Genomic DNA, 22,641 nt, shown 5'->3' on the forward strand with positions numbered 1-22,641 from the left:
GCATATAATCCCAATGGGGTGATGCTATTGTCGTAATAAGAATAGGATTAATCTATACAGAAAATGCTACTAAGTCTCGGATAATGTTTCATATAGCCATAAAGTATTTCTAAATGTAAATGACGGCGAACTTTAGCAAAAAAAGAAAATAGCCAAAAATATAGCACTCATAATCAAGAATTAATATTTATTCATTAAAAACAACAAGATACTAATATTTATAATACCGCACAAATTGACAAGTAATATGTACAGCCTTAGAACTATAATAATTCCGCTATCATCATTATTTTATTATTACCTTCATTGTGGCTTTCGCAGCCAGATAATTCGTTAGTGTTACGGCCGGTCTTTGACCGGCTTTTTTATTGCCTGTCATATATTTAGCGCGGTATATTTATACTGTTGGGTATGTTTGCAAAAACAAATAATACCCTAATGATATAGTTTCATTTTCCAGATAAGCACGAATAGCTTAAAAATCAAGAGTAATAACCAACCCGCCAAGTCAACTATAACCCTGCTATTTATTCTCATACATTTATATTTATCAGCCAATAAATGGCGTCCAGCATCGGCAGTAACATGCCAATAATGAGCAATAATTAGGCAATAATATTGCTCATGACAAAGTGAACCCTTCAGTTTATTCAATAGCATGATTATTTTTTCTTAGCTGAGCAGAGCGAGGTGCTAACTATTCTGCTAATCCGGACAAATCTCTTCGACCCGCATTTCGCTTTGTGATAGAAACATCTGTCTATATTTCACATTCTTATTAATCGCAGACCTGATACCTCATGATGACCGAAATACGCCAACAAACATTACCACCCGGTGTTGCACAACAAGTCTCGACTCGGCTAGCTTTTTTTATCGCCGGATTGGGGATGGCCGCTTGGGCACCATTGGTGCCTTTTGCCAAAGAACGTATTGGCCTCAATGATGCATCGCTGGGTTTGCTGTTGCTGTGTATTGGTGTTGGCTCAATGCTCGCCATGCCCCTGACCGGGGTACTGACAGCAAAATGGGGATGCCGGGCAGTCATTTTATTGGCAGGCGCCATACTCTGCCTTGACCTCCCCTTACTCGCCCTGATGAACACCCCGGTTACGATGGCGCTCGCCATGTTAGTATTTGGGGCTGCCATGGGTGTAATAGATGTGGCGATGAACATCCAGGCGGTTATTGTCGAAAAAGCCAGCGGCCGGGCGATGATGTCAGGTTTTCATGGGCTATTCAGTGTCGGAGGAATTGTCGGCGCAGGGGGGGTGAGCGCGTTATTGTGGCTGGGGCTAAGCCCACTGGCCGCGGTTATTGCCGCCGTCGTTTTGATGATTATCTTACTGCTGACCGCCAATAAAAACCTGTTGCAAGGCAGCGGTGAACCCCATGATGGCCCACTATTTGTGTTGCCTCGCGGCTGGGTCATGTTCATTGGATTTTTATGTTTTGTGATGTTCCTGGCGGAAGGCTCAATGCTTGACTGGAGTGCCGTGTTCCTGTCGACATTACGTGGCATGAGCCCAGCGCAGGCGGGGATGGGTTATGCTGTCTTCGCTATTGCCATGACCTTGGGCCGCTTAAATGGTGACCGGATTGTCAACGCGCTGGGCCGATACAAGGTATTATTAGGGGGAAGTCTGTGCGCCGCCATCGGGATTATTATCGCAATCAGTGTTGATAGCTCAATTGCCGCTATTATTGGCTTTATGCTCGTGGGATTGGGCGCATCAAATGTGGTACCTATTTTGTTTACCGCGGCGGGTAACCAAACCGTGATGCCAGCCAATCTGGCCGTGGCATCCATTACCACCATTGGCTACGCTGGGATTTTGGCCGGCCCTGCGGTAATTGGTTTTATTGCCCAACTCAGTAATTTATCAGTCGCTTTCGGCTGTGTGGCACTGTTGTTATTGACCGTGACTGCCAGCGCCAGAGCTGTGACGCGCTAACCAAGGAATATGCATTATCTTTATGCAAAATAATTCGTTATCTAGCAGCGCGGTTAACATTACCCGCTGCTTCTGGTTGTTTATCCTATTGCTGCTCATTACTGTTGGGCTGTATGGCTACAACTATACTAATGCTTACCTAACAGAAAAAAAACACGCATTAACCTATATTGCCAGTGGGTTGCAGCAGCGTATCGATGATTATCGTTATCATACTTACCAAATCTATGATTTAGCTAATAATCCAAGCATGTCTGAGGGGCATATTCTTAATGCCCAAGAAGTCCGACTGCGCCCAGATATTTACTACATAGAAAAGCCGCGTAGCAAGACTGATGCGGTCATTTTTGGTAATCACGAACCCGTGACACTGCCGATGACATTGCGATTGTCTGACTATCTCGACAGCCACTGGGGATCACAAAATGATACCTACTCAATGTATTATCTTAATGGCCAAGATAATAGCCTGGCGCTCATCACGACTCAGGCCTTAAAAGAAGTGGCTTCGCGTTTTAAAGAGAGTTATTTGACTGTCGCCGCTGAATCCCGCCGGGCAGAAATGCTCCAGCAGGCCAATACCTTAGATGAGCGCGAGAGTTTCTCTCCCTTGCGAAAATTTCGCTTTCAAAACGCCTACTATTTTACGTTGAGAACCACATTTAACCATCCCGGCCATCTGGCAACTGTAATAGCTTTTGATTTACCCATTAATGACTTGATTCCACCGAATATGGCGCGTTCTAACTTCTTGTTACAGCAAGATAAAACGCCAATTAATGAAGGGACGACACCGGACGACATTGCCACCGTCAATGTTACGCTAAATGGCTATTGGGTTGAGTTCTCAGCCCCACTGGCGAACGCCGCACTAAAAATCGTTTATCGTGTTCCTATTAATGTGTTGGCCATTGATTTACTGAGGAATAACTTCTGGTTAATCCTGACCAACATATTGCTATTGTCATTGGCGATTTTAGGTATCTATTTTATTCGTCGCCAATTTGTTCGCCCAAGTGCGGATTTGGTCGAACAATTAGACACACAGAAATCACTGAGTCAGGAAATCATTACCCGCGTACCGCAAGGATTATTAGTTTATAACTTCAGCAATAATACCTTGGTCGCCAGCAATCAGATAGCAGACAACCTGATGCCGCACCTTAATCTACAAAAGATTGCGCATATGGCAGGAGAGCACCAGGGTGTGATTCAGGCTACCGTGAATAATGAAGTATACGAAATCAGAATGTTTCGCAGCAACATTTCACCGGAAACCTACCTGTTCCTGCTCCATGATCAGGACAAAGAAGTATTGGTGAATAAAAGGCTGCAACAAGCAAGACGTGAATATGATAAAAGTCTGCAAGCACGGAAACTGATGTTGCATAATTTGGGTATTGAACTAAATCAACCCGTCAGCCACCTGACTCAAATAACTAAAGAACTACAAAACACCACCGATGCCGCATTGCAGCATGAATTGACGACCAAATTGGTCGAACAATCAGAAGCTATCAATGAATTGATTGATAACATTACCCTGCTAACTCGTTTGGAAACACAGGACTGGCAACCTGAACAGGTTAGTTTCTCCTTATCTGCATTAATTGATAATCTTTTACTGGAGATTCTCCCTGCAATTAATCAGAAAGGTTTAACTCTGTTTAATCACTATCACGTCAATATCGACCAGAATTACCTGGGTGATGAAAAGATATTACGTAAAATACTTTCTCTACTGCTGCATTATTCAGTTATTACGACCGCTTACGGTAAAATCACACTAAATGTTGGCCACGAACCGGGTCATCCAGAACAACTCCTCATTCAGATAACCGATACCGGCGTAGGTATTTCTGATGAGGAGATCAGCAATCTTAATTATCCTTTCCTCAGCCAAACATTGGTCGACAGATACAATCACAGCTCAGGGCTAACATTCTTTTTATGTAACCAATTATGTAAGAAATTAAACGGACAATTAGAGATTCGAAGCAAAGTTGATATAGGCACTCGTTATACAATCCGAGCCACAATTGCTGTGCAAAATGCCCAACAAGAGGAACAAGAGAAACTATTGGACGGTGTCACGGCATTATTAGATATAGCATCAGAAGAAGTACGCTCTATCATCACCACATTATTGAATTCATTCGGGGCCAACTGCATTATCGTCGATGACCGTTTACCAGGAAGAGACTATGATGTAACAGTAACGGATAACCCGCAACACTATGATAAATTTACCTTATTACTGGCTCCTGACGAAATTGGATTGCAGCAATTGCAGGATAATTATATTCGGGTAAATTATAATTTAGGAAGTGTGGTCATTGATGCAATATTATTATTAATCGAACAGCGAATTTTATCAGAGGAATCCTCTGGACTATCTGAATTCATTGCTGATGATGATATAAGAGCATACGAGCAACAACTAAAGTCCAGTGACTATTATTCCTTATTTGTTGAGACAGTACCGATAGATCTGAAGAAACTGTATACTGAACTTCAGCAACGTGATTTCATATCGCTTTCGCAGACCGCACATCGATTGAAAGGCGTATTTGCTATGTTGAATTTACTTCTCGGCAAACAGCTATGTGAAATATTAGAACAGCATATCGCAGATGGCGATCGGTTGAAGATCGAAACTAGCATCAGTCAAATTGATTCTTTCATCACCAGACTGTTGCAGCAAGGTAACCCATAACCATGAACAACCTTAATGTAATTATTGCTGATGACCATCCAATTGTTTTGTTTGGCATCCGAAAGTCACTAGAGCAAATTGACTGGGTAAACGTTGTCGGAGAGTTCGAAGACTCCACAGCGCTTATTAACAATTTATCTAAGCTTGATGCCAATGTGTTAATTACCGACCTATCCATGCCAGGGGATAAGTACGGTGACGGCATCACATTGATAAAATATATAAAACGGCATTACCCAGACTTAGCCATAATTGTACTAACAATGAATAATAACCCCGCAATTCTCAGTTCAGTGTTGGACTTGGATATTGACGGGATTGTATTAAAGCAAGGCGCGCCAGCTGACTTACCTAAGGCATTGGCTGCATTGCAGAAAGGGAAAAAATTCACCCCTGAAAGTGTGGCTAAACTGTTAGAAAAAATCAGTGCTAATGGTTACGGCGATAAACGTTTATCACCGAAAGAAAGTGAAGTTTTGCGGTTGTTTGCTGAGGGTTTCCTGGTTACAGAGATAGCCAGAAAACTTAACCGCAGCATTAAAACCATCAGTAGCCAGAAAAAATCGGCGATGCTGAAACTGGGCGTTGATAATGATATCGCTCTGTTAAATTATCTTTCGTCCGTCACTATTGGCCAAGACAAAGAATAACTCGCTTCCCTAAACCCGGTGTCATATAGCTGTACCGGGTTTATCCTCTCTTTCATTCGCATCATCCAGGTATTAGCCACCCTTACCCCAAAATACGCGTAAGGCTACTGGTTATCAGCAAGTGTATTCATCCCGATGAACTTATACAGCCAAGTGATTTGGTTAAGCAAACCACTCGCCCGCAGCATCAAGGACAAAGGGTTTAACGTGATCGCCGCACCTTATCACTGTAATACTGCAACATTTGCCGCAAAGTACCCAAGGTAACCGGTTTAGATAAACAGTTATCCATCCCCGCCTCTATACAGCGCTGTTTACCTTCGGCCAATGCATTCGCTGTGACACCAATAATTGGGAAATTATTATTCTGTTGGCGTAAACGCTGTGTTAAACGATAACCATCCATATTGGGCATGTTTACATCAGTCAATACAATATCAACACTATTGGCATTCAGCACCGCCAAGGCATCCAGTCCATCATTTGCCGTAATCACCCGGAAGCCCAATGTCGTCAGCTGATCCGCTAATAATCGGCGGTTTATTGGGTGGTCATCTACCACCAATATTTGCAAGTCAGCATTATCATCCTGATTTGCTTTTGGTGCAGGCAAGGTCAATGGCGCATCCTCGACCACAGGTTTTTCCAGCAATACTCGGTCCAATAATGGGATGATTTCCAATAATGTCGAGGTGCTCAACAACCAATATTTGGGCCGAGTTTCTTGTGGCAAACCAATATGTTCAATGGATAACTGAATTCTTATTGATAATGGCACGTTTATTTGTGGTAGGTAATCACAAATAACCACCTGATCTTGCAAGGTTTCTTCATTGCTGTAACGTCGAATTGTGGCACCAAAATGACTCAATAGATCAAATAGATAGCTTTCAAGGTGAGCATTGCGAATATCCAGCCACACGATTTTTCCTTGCCAACGATCACTTTGTGGCAACACCGGATTTTTAGCCTGATACAAGGGAATGCGAATGGCAAAAATACTGCCCATCCCCAATTCCGAATCCACTTCAACATCCCCGTCCATTAAGTTGACCAACTTCTCACAGATAGCCAAACCTAAGCCAGTTCCTTGAAAATGGCGCTGCACCCCCGTCCCCACCTGGAAGAAGGGGTCAAATAACTGGTTTATTTCGCGTGCATTAATTCCTACGCCGGTATCTCGTACCCGGAATTCCAGATAATAACCACGGACGCGAACCTGCAAAATTATGCAGCCCGTATCGGTAAATTTAATAGCATTATTCAACAAGTTAGAAATCACTTGTTGTAACCGAACCGCATCCCCCAACATCAACCGAGGGACATCTGGCTCAATAAAGCAGTACAAACCTAAGCGTTTTTTCACCACTAGGGGTAAATAGTTCGCCGTGATATGGGTGATGACCTCCACAGTAGAAAACTCACTCGGTTCGATTTTCAGTTGCTCAGACTCTATTTTGGAAAAATCGAGGATGTCGCTGATAATTTTCAGTAATAAATCGGAGGAGTTATTCATCGCGGTGACCAAGCGGTCAACCCCTTGAGGCAACTCTTTGGTTTGCAATAAATCGAGGTTACCAATTATGCCATACAGTGGGGTACGCAACTCATGACTGACGGTTGCCAAAAACATGGATTTCGATTGGCTGGCTTGCTCTGCCGCCGCCGCCATTTCTTGCAGCGATTCCTCCATTTTTACCCGTGAGCTGATATCCACCAGCACACAAATAGCCACATCTTCATTACGATAACGCGAATGAACAAAGCTGATTTGCAGATTATTATTATTACTGGTCATCACATCGACAAAATTCGCCTGCTGCTCACAAATAATACGGGTAATTCGCTCGCGATCTTCATTCGTAAGCAAGTTAATATAATTATGTGCTAATTCATTACTGAGGATATTGGTCCCGTCTCTGATACGTAGTATAGAAATCCCCACTGGCGCAGAAGCTACAATTTTACGGTTAAACTGTTCATGCTCTTCCAGCCTCAACGCATTATCTTCAGCTGGATGGAACATTTTTCGTTCAAATAACCAGGCCAAGGTGAATATCACCACAGCAGAGAGCGCATTTAACAATAATGCGTTAAAAATTAATAGTTTGAATATCTCAATAATCGTTTTGACTGGTAACGAATAAGCAATACTGAGAGGGGATGGCAGCAAATTCTTTTTCAGAACCAGATAATTATAGTCATCAACATAACCAAAATAAGACGCAGAATCTGGATAGCTATTCAGCATTGCAGCAGAGCGCTCGCCGGTCGCTAATCGCAGTACCGGTTCATTATTCTGATTCAGTAAAGTCACCCCTACCGGCAGCGGCCCGGTGGAAATAAAATCCTCCAAGCGGATAGTTTGCTCAGTGCCGATTAAAGCTTCTAATTTATTGCCTACATAAAGTGGGCTTAGAACATATAAAGTGCCAATTTCAGGGCGCACACCTGGGACTATCCAATACAAAGTGCTGTCTTTATCCTGATTATTGGCTTCACGATATTTTAATATATGTTCATTCAGTGACTTGAGTAAATTTTCCTGATCCAGCGGTACATTGCGAATATCAAAATCCACCATGCACAGGGTATCGCTACCAATGAAAAATATCCGGTTAAGATCATAAGCCGCGGCAAAATTCTCTTTCCAGTACAAAATAAGATTACTGAGAGAATCTAATGACGAGTGATGAGATGAGTCAAGCGCAGCACAATCAGCTTGCGGGTTGAGCGGATGATATTTGGGCTCAGTCTTATTTTTAATCACAGCGCCAGCAACAATATCATTACTTATTGAGTGCTGATTTAATCGGTTTTCCGCCATATATTTGATATCGCGGATAATATCTGCCGAATGCCGGATGTAGCTCTGAGCTTGCTCAAAGTTGGTATTATATTCCTGACGAATATCTGATTTTTTCTCATTTAGGATATTCAGGATATAAAAAGTCGTCAGCAGTGCGCCAAGTGACCATAACATGACGGCTAATACCCGAAACAGATAACGGGATATTTTCAGTGTCGTGCGAAATGAAGAAAGATATTTCAATCTGATACCATCATGAAAGTCTCGCCGGGCCGGCGTTATGAGCAACAGAATACACTACCCATAACCCATAAAAAAGCCAGCTTGTAAGCTGGCTTTCATTTCACTGCATGAATAGAGGGCAAGTGCGGCAAACCACACCTAGCCACACATTATGCTTCGTCGTCGGTTGCTTCGTCCGCATCGTCAGCGTCATCTTCAACAGCATCATCTTCCGGTGCAGCACGAACCGCTTCATCAGCGCCCTCTTCACCTTCCAATGATTCGCCATCAAGGATGTCATCATCTTCTTCCGGCTCAGCGACGCGTTGCAACCCGACCACATGCTCATCTTCAGCAGTACGGATCAGTGTCACACCCTGAGTATTACGGCCCACGATACTCACTTCAGATACGCGGGTGCGCACCAGAGTACCGGCATCAGTAATCATCATGATTTGGTCGGTGGTGGCCACTTGGACAGCACCAACAACTTTACCATTACGCTCACTGACTTTAATGGAGATAACCCCCTGAGTCGCACGAGATTTGGTTGGATATTCAGTCACTTCGGTACGTTTTCCGTAGCCGTTTTCAGTCACTGTCAGAATATCGCCATCACCACGAGGAATAATCAGAGAAACAACTTTGTCATCACCATTGAGGTTAATACCGCGCACACCGGTCGCAGTACGGCCCATAGAGCGCACCTGACCTTCAGGGAAGCGCACCACTTTACCTAATGCAGAGAACAGCATGACTTCATTGCTGCCATCCGTCAGATCCACACCAATCAGTTCATCACCCTCATTCAGATTGACGGCAATAATACCGGCACTGCGTGGGCGGCTAAACTCGGTTAATGCAGTTTTCTTCACGGTACCGCTGGCGGTTGCCATAAAGATGTGACGCCCTTCTTCATATTCACGCACTGGCAGAATGGCGGTAATACGCTCATTTGGCTCAAGAGGCAATAAGTTGACGATTGGGCGACCACGGGCACCACGGCTGGCTTCCGGTAACTGGTAAACCTTCATCCAATAGAGACGACCACGGCTTGAGAAGCACAAGATAGTATCGTGGGTGTTGGCCACCAGCAGGCGATCAATGAAGTCTTCTTCTTTGATACGTGCAGCTGATTTACCCTTACCACCACGACGTTGAGCTTCGTAATCAGTCAGCGGTTGATATTTGACATAACCCTGATGGGACAGTGTCACAACCACATCTTCCTGATTAATCAGGTCTTCAATATTGATGTCAGAGGTGTTCGCAGTAATTTCAGTACGACGCGGATCGTTATATTGCTCTTTAATTGCCATTAACTCTTCGCGGATTACTTCCATTAAGCGCTCTGGGTTTTCCAGAATAAAGATCAACTCACCAATGATGGTCAGCAGCTCTTTATACTCATCCAGCAGTTTTTCATGCTCCAGGCCGGTCAGTTTCTGCAAACGCAGATCCAAAATTGCCTGAGCTTGCTGCTCGGTGAGGTAATATTTGCCGTCACGAATACCGAACTCTGCTTCCAGCCATTCAGGGCGGGCAGCATCATCACCGGCACGTTCCAACATTGAAGCAACGTTACCTAATTCCCACGGGTTAGCAATTAGCCCTGCTTTTGCTTCCGCAGGTGTTGCTGCACGGCGAATCAATTCGATAATCGGATCGATATTAGCCAATGCAATCGCCAGCGCTTCAAGGATATGCGCGCGGTCACGTGCTTTGCGCAACTCAAAGATAGTACGGCGCGTGACGACTTCACGGCGGTGACGAACAAAGGCAACCAGAATGTCTTTCAGGTTAAGCAATTTAGGCTGCCCTTGAGACAGAGCCACCATATTGATACCGAAAGTCACCTGCAATTGTGTCAGAGAATAGAGGTTATTTAGCACCACTTCCCCGACCGCATCACGTTTGATTTCAATCACGATGCGCATGCCGTCTTTATCAGACTCATCGCGCAACGCACTGATGCCTTCTACACGTTTTTCTTTTACCAGCTCGGCGATTTTTTCAATCAACCGCGCCTTGTTCACTTGATACGGGATCTCGTGAACAATAATAGTCTCGCGACCGGTTTTAGCATCAGCTTCGACTTCAGCCCGGGCACGGATATACACCTTGCCACGACCAGTGCGATAAGCTTCTTCAATACCACGGCGACCATTGATAATCGCTGCGGTTGGGAAATCTGGCCCCGGAATATATTCCATCAATCCTTCGATGGTGATGTTTTCATCTTCAATATAGGCCAGGCAGCCATCAATAACCTCAGAAAGGTTATGTGGCGGAATATTGGTTGCCATCCCGACAGCAATACCAGACGAACCGTTAACCAATAGGTTAGGGATTCGGGTCGGCATCACCGCAGGGATTTGTTCCGTACCATCATAGTTAGGCACGAAGTCAACGGTGTCTTTTTCTAAATCCGCTAACAACTCGTGAGCAATTTTAGACATACGGATTTCGGTATAACGCATCGCCGCGGCGGAGTCGCCATCAACGGAACCGAAGTTACCCTGCCCATCCACCAGCATATAGCGCAGTGAAAACGGCTGGGCCATACGCACTATTGTGTCGTAGACCGCGCTGTCACCATGCGGGTGATATTTACCGATAACGTCCCCGACTACACGGGCCGATTTTTTATATGGTTTATTCCAGTCATTACCCAGTACATTCATCGCAAACAGTACGCGACGGTGAACCGGTTTCAGTCCATCCCGGACATCTGGTAAAGCACGTCCGACAATAACGGACATCGCATAATCCAGATAGGAGCTTTTCAGCTCTTCCTCGATGTTGACCGGTGTTATTTCTCTGGCAAGGTCGCTCATTGAGCCGCTATCCCTCTACTAATTACCGGATTTAAAGGTACGAAACTATATCACAAAACCCTGATTTTGGCGAAACTACATTACTGTCAGATAAAACGGCATTGCGCTTAAGTCTTAGACACAAAACTGCGCCAATTGATGGGGAACATGTATAATCCGCGCAAAGAAACACAACAGTGAGAACCCGTCATGCGCGCAGATACCCCAGCCCCACACCATAATGTTGATGAACAAGAAATCGCTAAATTTGAGGCAGTTGCCTCCCGGTGGTGGGATTTGGAGGGCGAATTTAAGCCACTCCACCGCATCAACCCGCTGCGGCTTGATTATATTTTGCAGCGCTCCGGCGGTCTTTTTGAGAAAACAGTACTGGATGTTGGGTGTGGTGGCGGCATTCTGGCAGAAAGCATGGCCCGTGAAGGGGCGCTGGTTACCGGGCTGGATATGGGTTATGAGCCGTTACAAGTTGCCCGCCTGCATGCGCTTGAAACTGGCACTCAGCTGGATTATGTTCAGGAAACAGTTGAGAGCCACGCGCAAAAACACCCGCAACATTATGATGTTGTCACCTGTATGGAAATGCTCGAGCACGTTCCTGACCCCGCCTCTGTGATTCGCGCTTGTGCACAATTGGTCAAACCCGGCGGTCATGTTTTCTTTTCAACCATTAATCGCAACACCAAATCCTGGCTGATGGCCGTAGTTGGCGCGGAATATGTTTTGAAAATGGTACCCAAAGGCACCCATGACTCAAAAAAATTCATCCGCCCGTCAGAGCTTATCGGCTGGGTTGATCAAACCTCGCTGCGCGAACGCCATATTATTGGGCTGCATTACAATCCGATAACAGACCGTTTTAAGCTCGGCCGTAACGTTGATGTGAATTATATGGTACATACTCAACAGGATGACAAATAACGCGGTCATAATATTACCCAGGGGGTGAGTATATCGGCCACTCCCTGGCAGATTAATTGCCCTTAATGAGGGCATTTTTTGTGGCTTAATGCACCAATTTGTCGCTTTATACGCCGTCAATCGTAAAATCGGGCAGAAACTGTTTTTTTGAACAATAAAAACGATAAGTTATGCCGTTTTTTTCTAATGTTTAATAAACCGGCAAACGATCAAATTTTTAGTATTTTAAGTAAAATCTTATCCCCCAGACTCACCCAAGCTAAGCCCCAGTAATGACGCAGCCTGTGAGGCTTTCGTAACAATTCGCCCCCAAGTTATCCACACAATTCATCGGTTTTGTTCACTTGCCAAAAGCCTCAATACTCACTATCTTGTTATCCATCTACTACCCACCCCCTACATATTGTGTTTACATACTGAACAATACACTACGGCCTCAATGATTACTGCAATCATGGAGTGCGTAAATTTGTGTTATGTAAGCCCAGAGTAAGGGGAACAAAGGTCACGAACACATGAACCAAAGTCTACTTGTTACTAAACGCGATGGCAGCAAAGAACGCATCAATCTGGATAAAATCCACCGGGTCATCGACTGGGCCGCGGAAGGTTTACATAACGTCTCAGTATCTCAAGTAGAATTGCGCTCACACATTCAGTTTTATGATGGCATCAAGACTGCTGACATCCATGAAACTATCATCAAAGCTGCCGCAGACCTGATTTCGCGCGATGCGCCGGATTATCAGTATCTGGCTGCCCGTCTGGCCATTTTCCATCTGCGTAAAAAAGCCTACGGCCAGTTTGAGCCACCAAAATTATTCGCCCATGTGACGAAAATGGTGGACATGGGTAAATACGACAAACATCTGCTGGAAGATTACACCGCAGAAGAATTCGAACAGATGGACACTTTCATCGACCATTGGCGCGATATGAACTTCTCTTATGCTGCAGTTAAGCAATTGGAAGGTAAATATTTAGTGCAGAACCGCGTCAGCGGCGAGATCTATGAAAGTGCCCAATTCCTGTACATCTTGGTTTCCGCCTGCTTGTTCTCAAACTACCCGCGCGAAACTCGGCTGGATTACATCAAACGTTTTTATGATGCAATTTCAACCTTTAAAATTTCGCTGCCGACCCCGATTATGTCCGGTGTCCGTACCCCGACTCGCCAGTTCAGTTCTTGCGTGTTGATTGAATGCGGCGATAGCCTGGATTCCATCAATGCCACCTCCAGCGCCATTGTGAAATATGTGTCACAACGTGCCGGTATTGGTATTAATGCCGGCCGCATTCGTGCTTTGGGTAGCCCAATTCGTGGCGGTGAGGCTTTCCACACTGGGTGTATTCCGTTCTACAAACACTTCCAGACTGCGGTAAAATCTTGCTCACAGGGCGGCGTGCGGGGCGGTGCTGCTACCTTGTTCTACCCAATGTGGCATATGGAAGTTGAAAGCCTGCTGGTACTGAAAAACAACCGTGGCGTTGAAGGCAACCGCGTTCGCCATATGGATTACGGCGTCCAAATCAACAAACTGATGTATCAACGCCTGCTAAAAGGTGACGATATCACCCTGTTCAGCCCATCGGATGTTCCGGGGTTATATGACGCGTTCTTCGCCGACCAAGACGAATTTGAGCGCCTTTACACCCAATACGAGCAAGACGACAGCATCCGTAAGCAACGTGTGAAAGCGGTTGAGTTATTCTCTCTGATGATGCAAGAGCGCGCCTCTACTGGCCGTATCTATATTCAGAACGTGGATCACTGCAACACCCACAGCCCGTTTGACCCGAAAATTGCCCCAGTGCGCCAGTCAAACCTGTGTTTGGAAATTGCACTGCCAACCAAACCCTTGAATGATATCAACGATGAAAATGGTGAAATCGCACTTTGCACCTTGTCGGCGTTCAACTTGGGTGCCATTGACAGCCTTGATGATTTAGAAGACTTGGCCGTGCTGGCCGTACGTGCGCTGGACGCCTTACTGGATTATCAAGATTACCCTATTGCTGCGGCAAAACGCGGTGCTATGGGCCGCCGCACGCTGGGTATTGGCGTGATTAACTTTGCTTATTATCTGGCGAAAAATGGGGTTCGTTACTCCGATGGCAGTGCCAACAACCTGACACACCGCACCTTTGAAGCTATTCAATACTATTTATTGAAAGCCTCTAATGCGCTGGCCCGTGAACAAGGTGCCTGCCAGTGGTTCAATGAAACCACCTATTCTCAGGGTATTTTGCCGATAGATACCTATAAGAAAGATTTGGATGCCATCAGCGATGAGCCGCTGCATTACGATTGGGAAACCCTGCGTAAAGATATTCAGGAATTTGGTCTGCGCAACTCCACATTATCAGCGCTGATGCCTTCTGAAACATCTTCACAAATTTCCAATGCCACCAATGGTATTGAGCCGCCGCGTGGGTATGTCAGTATCAAAGCATCGAAAGATGGTATTCTGCGCCAGGTTGTTCCTGAATATGAACGTCTGAAAGAAGCCTACGAACTGTTGTGGGATATGCCAAATAATGATGGTTATCTGCAACTGGTCGGTTTGATGCAAAAATTCGTCGACCAGGCGATTTCGGCCAATACCAATTACGACCCAACCCGCTTCCCATCTGGCAAAGTGCCAATGAAGCAGTTGCTGAAAGATTTGCTGACCACCTATAAATTTGGCATAAAAACCCTTTACTATCAAAACACCCGTGATGGTGCTGATGATGTACAGGAAGATATTCAAAGTCAGCCGGGTGACGACGACTGTGAAGGCGGCGCGTGTAAGATTTAATATTTAGTTAAGGCCCTCTCCCGCCGGATAAACCCATTAGCGTTTGTCCGGCGGATGATTATTTTGTGTTATGGCCGCTGGCCCGCGCAAAATCGAGCAATCGTGGGGGCTGCTTCTTTTCGATATCCCCGAGGACATCATGGCCTATACCACTTTTTCGCAGAATAAAAATAACCAGCTACTCGAACCCATGTTTCTGGGCCAATCCGTTAACGTGGCGCGCTTCGACCAGCAGAAACACGCAATCTTCGAGAAACTGATTGAAAAACAATTGTCTTTCTTCTGGCGTCCGGAAGAAATTGACGTTTCCCGCGATCGCATTGATTACCAAGCCTTGCCGGAACACGAAAAACACATTTTTATCAGTAACCTGAAATACCAAACTCTGCTGGATTCCATTCAAGGCCGCAGTCCTAACGTTGCCCTGTTGCCGTTAATTTCCATCCCTGAGCTGGAAACCTGGGTAGAAACTTGGTCATTTTCAGAAACTATCCATTCACGTTCTTATACCCATATCATCCGCAATATTGTTAACGACCCGTCGGTTGTTTTCGATGATATCGTGACCAACGAAGAGATCCTCAAACGCGCTAAAGATATCTCGGCGTATTATGACGATCTGATTGAGATGACCAGCTACTACCATCTGCTGGGCGAAGGCACCCATCAGGTTAATGGCAAAACAGTCGTGGTTAACTTGCACGCGCTGAAGAAACAGCTGTATCTGTGTTTGATGAGTGTCAACGCGCTGGAAGCCATCCGTTTTTATGTCAGCTTTGCGTGTTCTTTTGCCTTTGCCGAGCGCGAACTGATGGAAGGCAATGCGAAAATCATCAAGATGATTGCCCGCGATGAAGCCCTGCATCTGACCGGTACTCAGCACATTCTGAACCTGATGCGTTCCGGTGAGGACGACCCTGAAATGGCGGAAATCGCCGTAGAATGTCAGCAACAATGTTATGACCTGTTCGTGCTGGCGGCAGAGCAAGAGAAAGAATGGGCCGAATATCTGTTCCGTGACGGTTCCATGATTGGCCTAAACAAAGAAATCTTGTGCCAATATGTTGAATATATTACTAATATTCGCATGCAGGCCGTCGGGCTAGGTACGCCGTTTAAAACCCGCACCAACCCAATTCCGTGGATCAACTCTTGGTTGGTTTCAGATAATGTGCAGGTTGCACCACAGGAAGTGGAAGTCAGTTCTTATCTGGTCGGTCAGATTGATTCAGAAATCAGTGCTGACGACTTGAGTGATTTCGAGCTGTAATCCATGAAATCTTTACTTAACAGATGTTGCGTTACCGGTTGCTGGCAGCTGAATCCCGCCCTGGAGTTAAGGTAATTTAATGGCTTGGGTAAGTGATAGTCACCAACAACCTAAGGTTTTGAAAGAGAGTGGCGATATTGTGACCTTGAGCACCACGGGTGCTCAACTAAGCCACCCTGCCAATAGCCGCAATTTGCTGGAAACACTTGAGCACCATCAAGTTGCCATCGAATACCAATGCCGTTCCGGCTATTGCGGTTCTTGTCGCCTGCGCTTACTGAAAGGCGAGGTTTGTTATCAACAACCGCCTTTGGCCTTTATTCAGAAAGGGGAGATCCTGCCCTGCTGCTGCCAGCCCAAAGGTGATATTGAAATTGAACTCTAGTGGCAAGCCCCCCGCTTGCCACTTATTCGCTGCAAAGTCGTTCTGCATAAATATTGTGCTCTCAAAACATAAGCTTGGCTTATATCCCCTAGGGAAAAATTTAGCTTTCACCTATAATCAGCTTCTGATTGGATGGCATTTGGCATCCGGAATTACCTGATAAATCATAGGGACAAAAGATGAAAATACTGTTAATCGCGATAACCAGTCTGTTAATGGCAGCATCGACCAGTGCCCTTGCTGCTAAAGAACAGCCGCTCAATCAACAGCAACCGCTAGAAAAGATTGCGCCCTATCCCGCCGCTGAAAAAGGTATGACTCGCCAAGTCATTTTCCTTGAGCCACAAGAAGATGAAAGCCGTTTCAAAGTAGAATTACTCATAGGTAAAACTCTTGAAATTGACTGCAACCGCCATATGCTCAGTGGCAATCTGGAGACCAGAACCCTGTCGGGCTGGGGTTTTGACTATCTGGTGATGGATAAAATCTCAGAACCGGCCACGACTTTAATGGCCTGCCAGGATAGCGATACCCCACGCCGCCCACAATTTATTGCCGCCAATGTGGGTGATGCCGCCATGCAACGTTACAACAGCCGCCTGCCGATTGTGGTGTATGTGCCCAAGGGGGTAGAAGTGAAATACCGGATTTGGCAAGCTGACAAGCAAGTAAGCAGTGCCACGGTGAAGTAATCACCTGAATATTATTGAAGATAGCCGAAAATACCCGTCAACTGAGCGGGTATTTTTATTTTCGTCTCAAGCTACTGCAATTAACCATACATTTAATTATAAAATCTCAACCACATCCAACCAGCCGTGCTGGCCGCAGACAGAACGACCGTTAAGCCAGCGGCGCAGCATATCCAATGCCAGCATGGCGCTGCTTTCCTGACGGATACGCAAACCATGTCGGCTGGCCTGATAACGTACTTGTTGGGCAAACACCCCTTCGGGAGTATGTAGCGCGACACTCAGTTGATCATTTTGCATCGCACTTACCGCCAGCACCACTTGTGCACCACACAGCATCGATAATGACTGGGCGCGGCTGGCAACTTCCGCTAAGGATTCCTGACAATGGGCCGGCAACAATTCGCCCCCCGCCAGTGGTGCCCCTGCGCTCTGCAACTGCCAGTGCAATAACCCGCCAGTAAATTGCTCACTGACCGCCACCAATAGCCCGCGCTGCACCAATTGTTCGGTCAATAATGCCGGTAAACCCTGCGTGCCTTCAAAAATTGTGCTATCGCCAGTCACCGCCCTGACCTGTTGCCACACCTGTTCCATTGCCAAACGCTCTGAAGCCGGCCCTGTTAATTTCAATTCAATAATCGGGGCTGATGAGCGGTAACCGAGCACGGCACCTTTCGGCAGTGGCAATGGGTCTAACTCCAACGCCAAGTCACTTTCTGAGCGCCCAAAGGTGGTCATTCGTAAACATAATGGGGGTTCGGCCACATCAAAATGTTGGCGTAACCGCGGCATAATTTGCTGCTCAACCATGACTTTAAATTCTGACGGCACACCGGGAGTGAAAAACATAAGGCACTTATTAAGCCTTAATGCAAAACCGCAGGCGGTGCCGACCGGGTTATCTAACATTTCTGCATTGGCTGGAATATGCGCTTGTTTCCGGTTAGTGGACGACATCACCCTGCCGCGTTCATGAAAGAAAGCTTCCATGCGCGCAATCCATTCTGGGTGTTCAATCAGCTCAGTTCCGGCAGCACGCGCAGCAGCTAATGCACTCAGATCATCACTGGTAGGCCCAAGCCCCCCATTAACAATCAATACATCAGCAACCTGGCTGCGTTCCCTTAATACCTCGATAAGAGCCGAAAGTGAATCACCGACAGTTTCTCTGCTGCTGATGGGCAATCCCTGATTAAATAAATAATCAGCCAACCATGCAGCATTGGTATCAATAATCTGCCCATGAAGGACTTCATCTCCGGTACTCAACATCTCAACTCTGATCATTTTGTTCTCCATGCCACCTTATGCCATTCACTTTATGAATCTCAGCAGCTAAACACAATCATTTCCCATCGAGAGAAAAAAATAAGCATAATAATTATTAGCTGCTTTCATATTTTTATTAATGTAAACATAACATTACACCGCACGTAACGTCGATTTGACACAAATAAGCCAATCTACTACCCTGCTGCACTCAATAAATCCAATCATCCTGCTTACTTGACGTGGCAGCGGCATTAGCGGCACTCACCGACCCGAATCACTGACCTGTGTCAGCTTTGCGGGATTGATTCGTTTTCTGCCTTGCCGCACCACCAATTAAATTGGATATAAATTGTCATGTAGTAGAGGAAAGCGTGAAGAATCGCACTCTGGGCAGTATATTTATCGTTGCTGGCACCACCATTGGTGCTGGTATGCTGGCTATGCCACTGGCCGCCGCAGGTGTAGGCTTTGGTGTTACCCTTGCATTGTTAATTTCCCTTTGGGTATTAATGTGTTACACCGCGCTGCTCTTGGTTGAGGTTTATCAACATGAGGCCGCGGATACTGGGCTTGGCACCTTGGCGAAACGCTATCTTGGCAATCGTGGGCAATGGCTCACCGGTTTCAGCATGATGTTTCTGATGTATGCGCTGACAGCCGCCTATATCAGTGGCGCGGGCGAGTTGCTGGCAACCAGTATTAGCCAATGGACTCAGCAATCATTTCCAACCTCACTCGGTGTACTGCTGTTTACCGGGGTTGCCGGTGGCGTGGTCTGTATTGGTACCCACTCGGTCGATTTATTTAACCGTATCCTGTTTAGCGCCAAAATTATTTTCCTGATTGTGATGCTGGTATTGATGATGCCGCATATCGAAAAAACTAACTTATTGACGTTACCTTTGGAACAGGGGCTGGCACTTTCCGCTATTCCGGTGATTTTCACCTCATTTGGCTTTCACGGTAGCGTGCCCAGCATTGTCAATTATATGGGTGGCAATATTCGTAAGCTGCGCTGGGTATTTATTATCGGCAGTGCCATCCCGCTAATTGCTTATATTTTCTGGCAGTTGACCACCTTGGGGGCTATTTCATCCCACACCTTCGTCGGTATTTTGGCACAGCAAGCTGGGCTGAATGGCTTATTACAAGCGGTGCGCGATGTTGTCGCCTCACCCCATGTTGAGCTGGCGGTACACTTGTTTGCAGATTTAGCGCTGGCGACCTCATTCCTGGGCGTCGCGTTGGGGTTATTTGATTATCTGGCGGATTTATTTAAACGCCGCAATTCGGTACGGGGCCGTCTGCAAACCGGTGTTATTACTTTTGTTCCACCGCTGTTATTCGCACTGTTTTACCCACGCGGTTTTATTATGGCGTTGGGGTTTGCCGCAGTAGCCTTATCAATATTGGCATTAATCCTACCGGCGATGCTGGCGTGGAAAGCACGTAAAATCCATCAAGGAAGTTACCGTGTCTGGGGCGGAAAACCGGCATTAGCCGCAGTATTTGCCTGTGGGATAATGGTTATTGGCATTCAGGTAGGAATTGTTACGGGTGTATTACCCGCGGTTGGGTAACCTTTCCCCAGTAAGCACACCCCGTGAGGTGTAGCGAGCTAAGTCAATCTGAGTGCGCCCAGCGCGGAGTGCCCTGAAGTGTACACGTCGTACACGAGGAGGCCGAGCACTGCGCAATCTCAGAGTGACGACGCGCAGTAGCCGTTAATTTAACACCAGGGAATTAGAAGTTCAGGCCGGCGCCAATATACACCCCATCAGCAACTCGGTTATCCCGGTGGCCATCTTTACCTTCCATATTGATGTAGCGATAGCCGACATCTACGGTGAGTGGGCGGAATACATTCCAACGTAGGCCACCATTGGCTTCGCTATAGGACTTCATTCCGCTGGTCAATTCTTCTGGCGCAAAATAGCCTTCGCCATATAAGGTAAATGACTTGTTGATTGGATAAGTTAAACCACCGCCAATGGCGACTGCGCCACCATTGCTGCCATCTTCCGGTGACATGTAAATGCCTTTCCCGCCGACGGTTGCCATCATTGGGCCAATTGGGATGTTAAAACCCAGCCCCATGCTGTAGATATCGCCATCATGGTCACTACGTGCCCAGTTACCGCTGATAGCCAGGCCACCGGTGTTAGTGCCAAAACCAAATCCTAAATTGGTGTAATCACGCCCTGCTTCGGCATTAAAACCCACTGCACTGGCTGAACCTGCTACCAACAACAGGCCAGCAGCACCAGCGATTAAGTACTTATTCATATTTTTCTCTCGTTATTCTTGATGTTACCCATAAGCAACCGTTAGCTAACGGGTTTTCCCGCATCGAGTTTAACTGAAAAAAAAAGCATGAACACACGGAATAACCGATCAAATACCCCTAGTATTTCAAAGAATTGTAAATACTCCCTTCATACCTATACCGTATGTTAGTAATGATAACGATAAGCTAGGCCTATTTGCTGAAAGGTCGTAATAAGGCTACAACTAGTGTGGAGATCACAGAATAACCTTCTGATGTTATTTAGATTATTACCTTGTCAATCCAACTTTTGACTTGCTGTAAGTAGTAAAACGCCCGAGTTCGCAATCAATCCAATAGCCATTCTGGAGAAAATGATGAGCAAAAAGAAAGGATTAACGACAGCAGCAGGTGCACCTGTTGTTGATAATAATAATGTTGTCACTGCGGGTCGACGCGGCCCAATGTTGCTGCAAGATGTATGGTTCTTGGAAAAATTGGCTCATTTTGATCGCGAAGTGATCCCCGAGCGCCGCATGCATGCTAAAGGTTCCGGTGCCTATGGTACCTTTACCGTCACCCACGACATTACCCAATACACTCGCGCAAAAATTTTCTCTGAGATGGGTAAACAAACCGAAATGTTTGTTCGCTTCTCAACAGTTGCTGGCGAACGTGGTGCTGCCGATGCTGAACGTGATATCCGTGGCTTTGCCATGAAATATTATACCGAGGAAGGCAACTGGGATTTAGTCGGCAATGACACACCGGTGTTCTATTTACGCGACCCACTGAAATTCCCCGACCTTAACCACGTCGTGAAACGCGATCCGCGCACCAACTTGCGCAATCCGACTTATAAATGGGATTTCTTCTCTCAGCTCCCTGAATCACTGCACCAGCTCACTATCGATTTCAGTGACCGTGGCCTGCCAAAATCTTATCGCCATATGCACGGGTTCGGCAGCCATACCTTCAGTTTTATCAATGCTAACAATGAGCGTTTTTGGGTTAAATTCCACTTCCGCTGCCAGCAAGGCATTGAAAACCTTATGGATGACGAAGCTGAAAAACTGGTTGGCATGGACAGAGAAAGCTCTCAGCGTGACCTGTACGATGCCATTGAACAGGGTGATTTCCCACGTTGGAATCTACAAATTCAGGTAATGCCAGAGCACGAAGCATCACAAACACCTTACAACCCATTTGATCTCACCAAAGTATGGCCGCACGGCGATTATCCTTTAATTGATGTCGGTTTCTTCGAGTTGAACCGCAACCCGGAAAACTATTTCGCCGAAGTGGAACAAGCCTCTTTCAACCCAGCCAACGTGGTTCCTGGGGTCAGTTTCTCTCCTGACCGCATGCTACAAGGCCGCCTGTTCTCCTACGGCGATGCAGCGCGTTATCGTTTAGGGGTTAACCATCATCAGATCCCAGTGAACAGTGCTAAATGTCCGTTCCATAATTATCATCGCGACGGCGCAATGCGGGTTGATGGTAACAGCGGCAATACTGCGACTTACGAACCCAACAGTTTTGGTTTGTTCCAGGAACAACCTGACTTCAGCGAGCCACCATTAACACTGGAAGGTGCTGCTGATCATTGGAATCATCGTGAAGATGAAGATTACTTCACACAACCGCGGGCGCTGTTCAATTTGCTCAGTGCAGAAGAGCATCAGCGTATGTTTGCCCGCATTGCTGGCGAGTTGTCTCAGATTCCTGAAGAGATCCAACGCCGTCAGGTCGCCCTGTTTATGCAGGTTCATCCTGATTACGGTAATGGTGTGAAGAAGGCGCTGGGATTAAATTAATCCTTGCCATTAATCCCCCTCAATGAGG

General features: G+C 46.2%; 14 protein-coding genes. 10 read left to right on the forward strand and 4 right to left on the reverse strand.

Annotated features, from left to right (window positions below):
* Positions 1-800: 800 nt before the first annotated feature.
* From YROHD0001_RS08585 to rcsB, 3 genes are read left to right on the forward strand one after another with little or no spacing between them, the layout of a single operon-like run.
* Complete coding sequence (locus YROHD0001_RS08585) at positions 801-1,955, forward strand: MFS transporter (RefSeq protein WP_004714782.1); 1,155 nt, start codon at positions 801-803, stop codon at positions 1,953-1,955.
* 22 nt (positions 1,956-1,977) lie between these two features.
* Entirely contained in the window at positions 1,978-4,671 is a 2,694-nt protein-coding gene (gene rcsD, locus YROHD0001_RS08580) for a phosphotransferase RcsD (RefSeq protein WP_004714783.1), read from the forward strand.
* A 2-nt stretch (positions 4,672-4,673) separates the two neighbouring features.
* The gene (rcsB, locus tag YROHD0001_RS08575; RefSeq protein WP_004714784.1) at positions 4,674-5,321 is read left to right on the forward strand and encodes a response regulator transcription factor RcsB; all 648 of its coding nucleotides are present in this window, start codon (positions 4,674-4,676) and stop codon (positions 5,319-5,321) included.
* 202 nt (positions 5,322-5,523) lie between these two features.
* Here rcsB and rcsC read toward each other — a convergent pair whose 3' ends face one another.
* Together rcsC and gyrA are read right to left on the reverse strand one after the other, a co-directional pair.
* Entirely contained in the window at positions 5,524-8,373 is a 2,850-nt protein-coding gene (gene rcsC, locus YROHD0001_RS08570; protein ID WP_004714785.1) for a two-component system sensor histidine kinase RcsC, read from the reverse strand.
* A 149-nt stretch (positions 8,374-8,522) separates the two neighbouring features.
* Complete coding sequence (gene gyrA, locus YROHD0001_RS08565; protein WP_004714786.1) at positions 8,523-11,189, reverse strand: DNA topoisomerase (ATP-hydrolyzing) subunit A; 2,667 nt, start codon at positions 11,187-11,189, stop codon at positions 8,523-8,525.
* Between the two features lie 189 nt (positions 11,190-11,378).
* On the opposite strand from gyrA, the gene ubiG reads away from it, so the two are divergent.
* The 5 genes from ubiG (at position 11,379) to eco (ending at position 17,255) form a co-directional block, all read left to right on the forward strand.
* Positions 11,379-12,107: a bifunctional 2-polyprenyl-6-hydroxyphenol methylase/3-demethylubiquinol 3-O-methyltransferase UbiG gene (gene ubiG / locus YROHD0001_RS08560; protein WP_004714787.1), complete on the forward strand. Its 729-nt coding sequence runs from the start codon at positions 11,379-11,381 to the stop codon at positions 12,105-12,107.
* Between the two features lie 515 nt (positions 12,108-12,622).
* A complete protein-coding gene (gene nrdA / locus YROHD0001_RS08555) occupies positions 12,623-14,908 on the forward strand; it encodes a class 1a ribonucleoside-diphosphate reductase subunit alpha (RefSeq protein ID WP_004714788.1) in 2,286 nt (761 codons plus the stop codon).
* Between the two features lie 139 nt (positions 14,909-15,047).
* Positions 15,048-16,178, forward strand: coding sequence for a class Ia ribonucleoside-diphosphate reductase subunit beta (nrdB, locus tag YROHD0001_RS08550; RefSeq protein WP_032816980.1), 1,131 nt, complete (start codon positions 15,048-15,050; stop codon positions 16,176-16,178).
* A 79-nt stretch (positions 16,179-16,257) separates the two neighbouring features.
* Complete coding sequence (gene yfaE, locus YROHD0001_RS08545) at positions 16,258-16,563, forward strand: class I ribonucleotide reductase maintenance protein YfaE (RefSeq protein WP_004714790.1); 306 nt, start codon at positions 16,258-16,260, stop codon at positions 16,561-16,563.
* A 179-nt stretch (positions 16,564-16,742) separates the two neighbouring features.
* Complete coding sequence (gene eco, locus YROHD0001_RS08540) at positions 16,743-17,255, forward strand: serine protease inhibitor ecotin (protein WP_004714791.1); 513 nt, start codon at positions 16,743-16,745, stop codon at positions 17,253-17,255.
* A 96-nt stretch (positions 17,256-17,351) separates the two neighbouring features.
* Here eco and YROHD0001_RS08535 read toward each other — a convergent pair whose 3' ends face one another.
* Complete coding sequence (locus YROHD0001_RS08535) at positions 17,352-18,545, reverse strand: nicotinamide mononucleotide deamidase-related protein YfaY (RefSeq protein ID WP_032816943.1); 1,194 nt, start codon at positions 18,543-18,545, stop codon at positions 17,352-17,354.
* Between the two features lie 356 nt (positions 18,546-18,901).
* On the opposite strand from YROHD0001_RS08535, the gene tyrP reads away from it, so the two are divergent.
* Positions 18,902-20,110, forward strand: coding sequence for a tyrosine transporter TyrP (gene tyrP / locus YROHD0001_RS08530; RefSeq protein WP_004714793.1), 1,209 nt, complete (start codon positions 18,902-18,904; stop codon positions 20,108-20,110).
* 163 nt (positions 20,111-20,273) lie between these two features.
* Here the strand turns inward: tyrP and YROHD0001_RS08525 are convergent, their stop codons facing one another.
* On the reverse strand, positions 20,274-20,816 hold the full coding sequence (locus YROHD0001_RS08525) for a YfaZ family outer membrane protein (RefSeq protein WP_004714794.1): 543 nt from the start codon (positions 20,814-20,816) through the stop codon (positions 20,274-20,276).
* A 357-nt stretch (positions 20,817-21,173) separates the two neighbouring features.
* Between YROHD0001_RS08525 and YROHD0001_RS08520 the strand changes: the two genes are divergently transcribed.
* Entirely contained in the window at positions 21,174-22,613 is a 1,440-nt protein-coding gene (locus YROHD0001_RS08520; protein WP_186373556.1) for a catalase, read from the forward strand.
* Positions 22,614-22,641 lie beyond the last annotated feature (28 nt).

Origin of the sequence: Yersinia rohdei ATCC 43380 (genome assembly GCF_000173775.1) — a bacterium.
Lineage (GTDB): Bacteria > Pseudomonadota > Gammaproteobacteria > Enterobacterales > Enterobacteriaceae > Yersinia > Yersinia rohdei.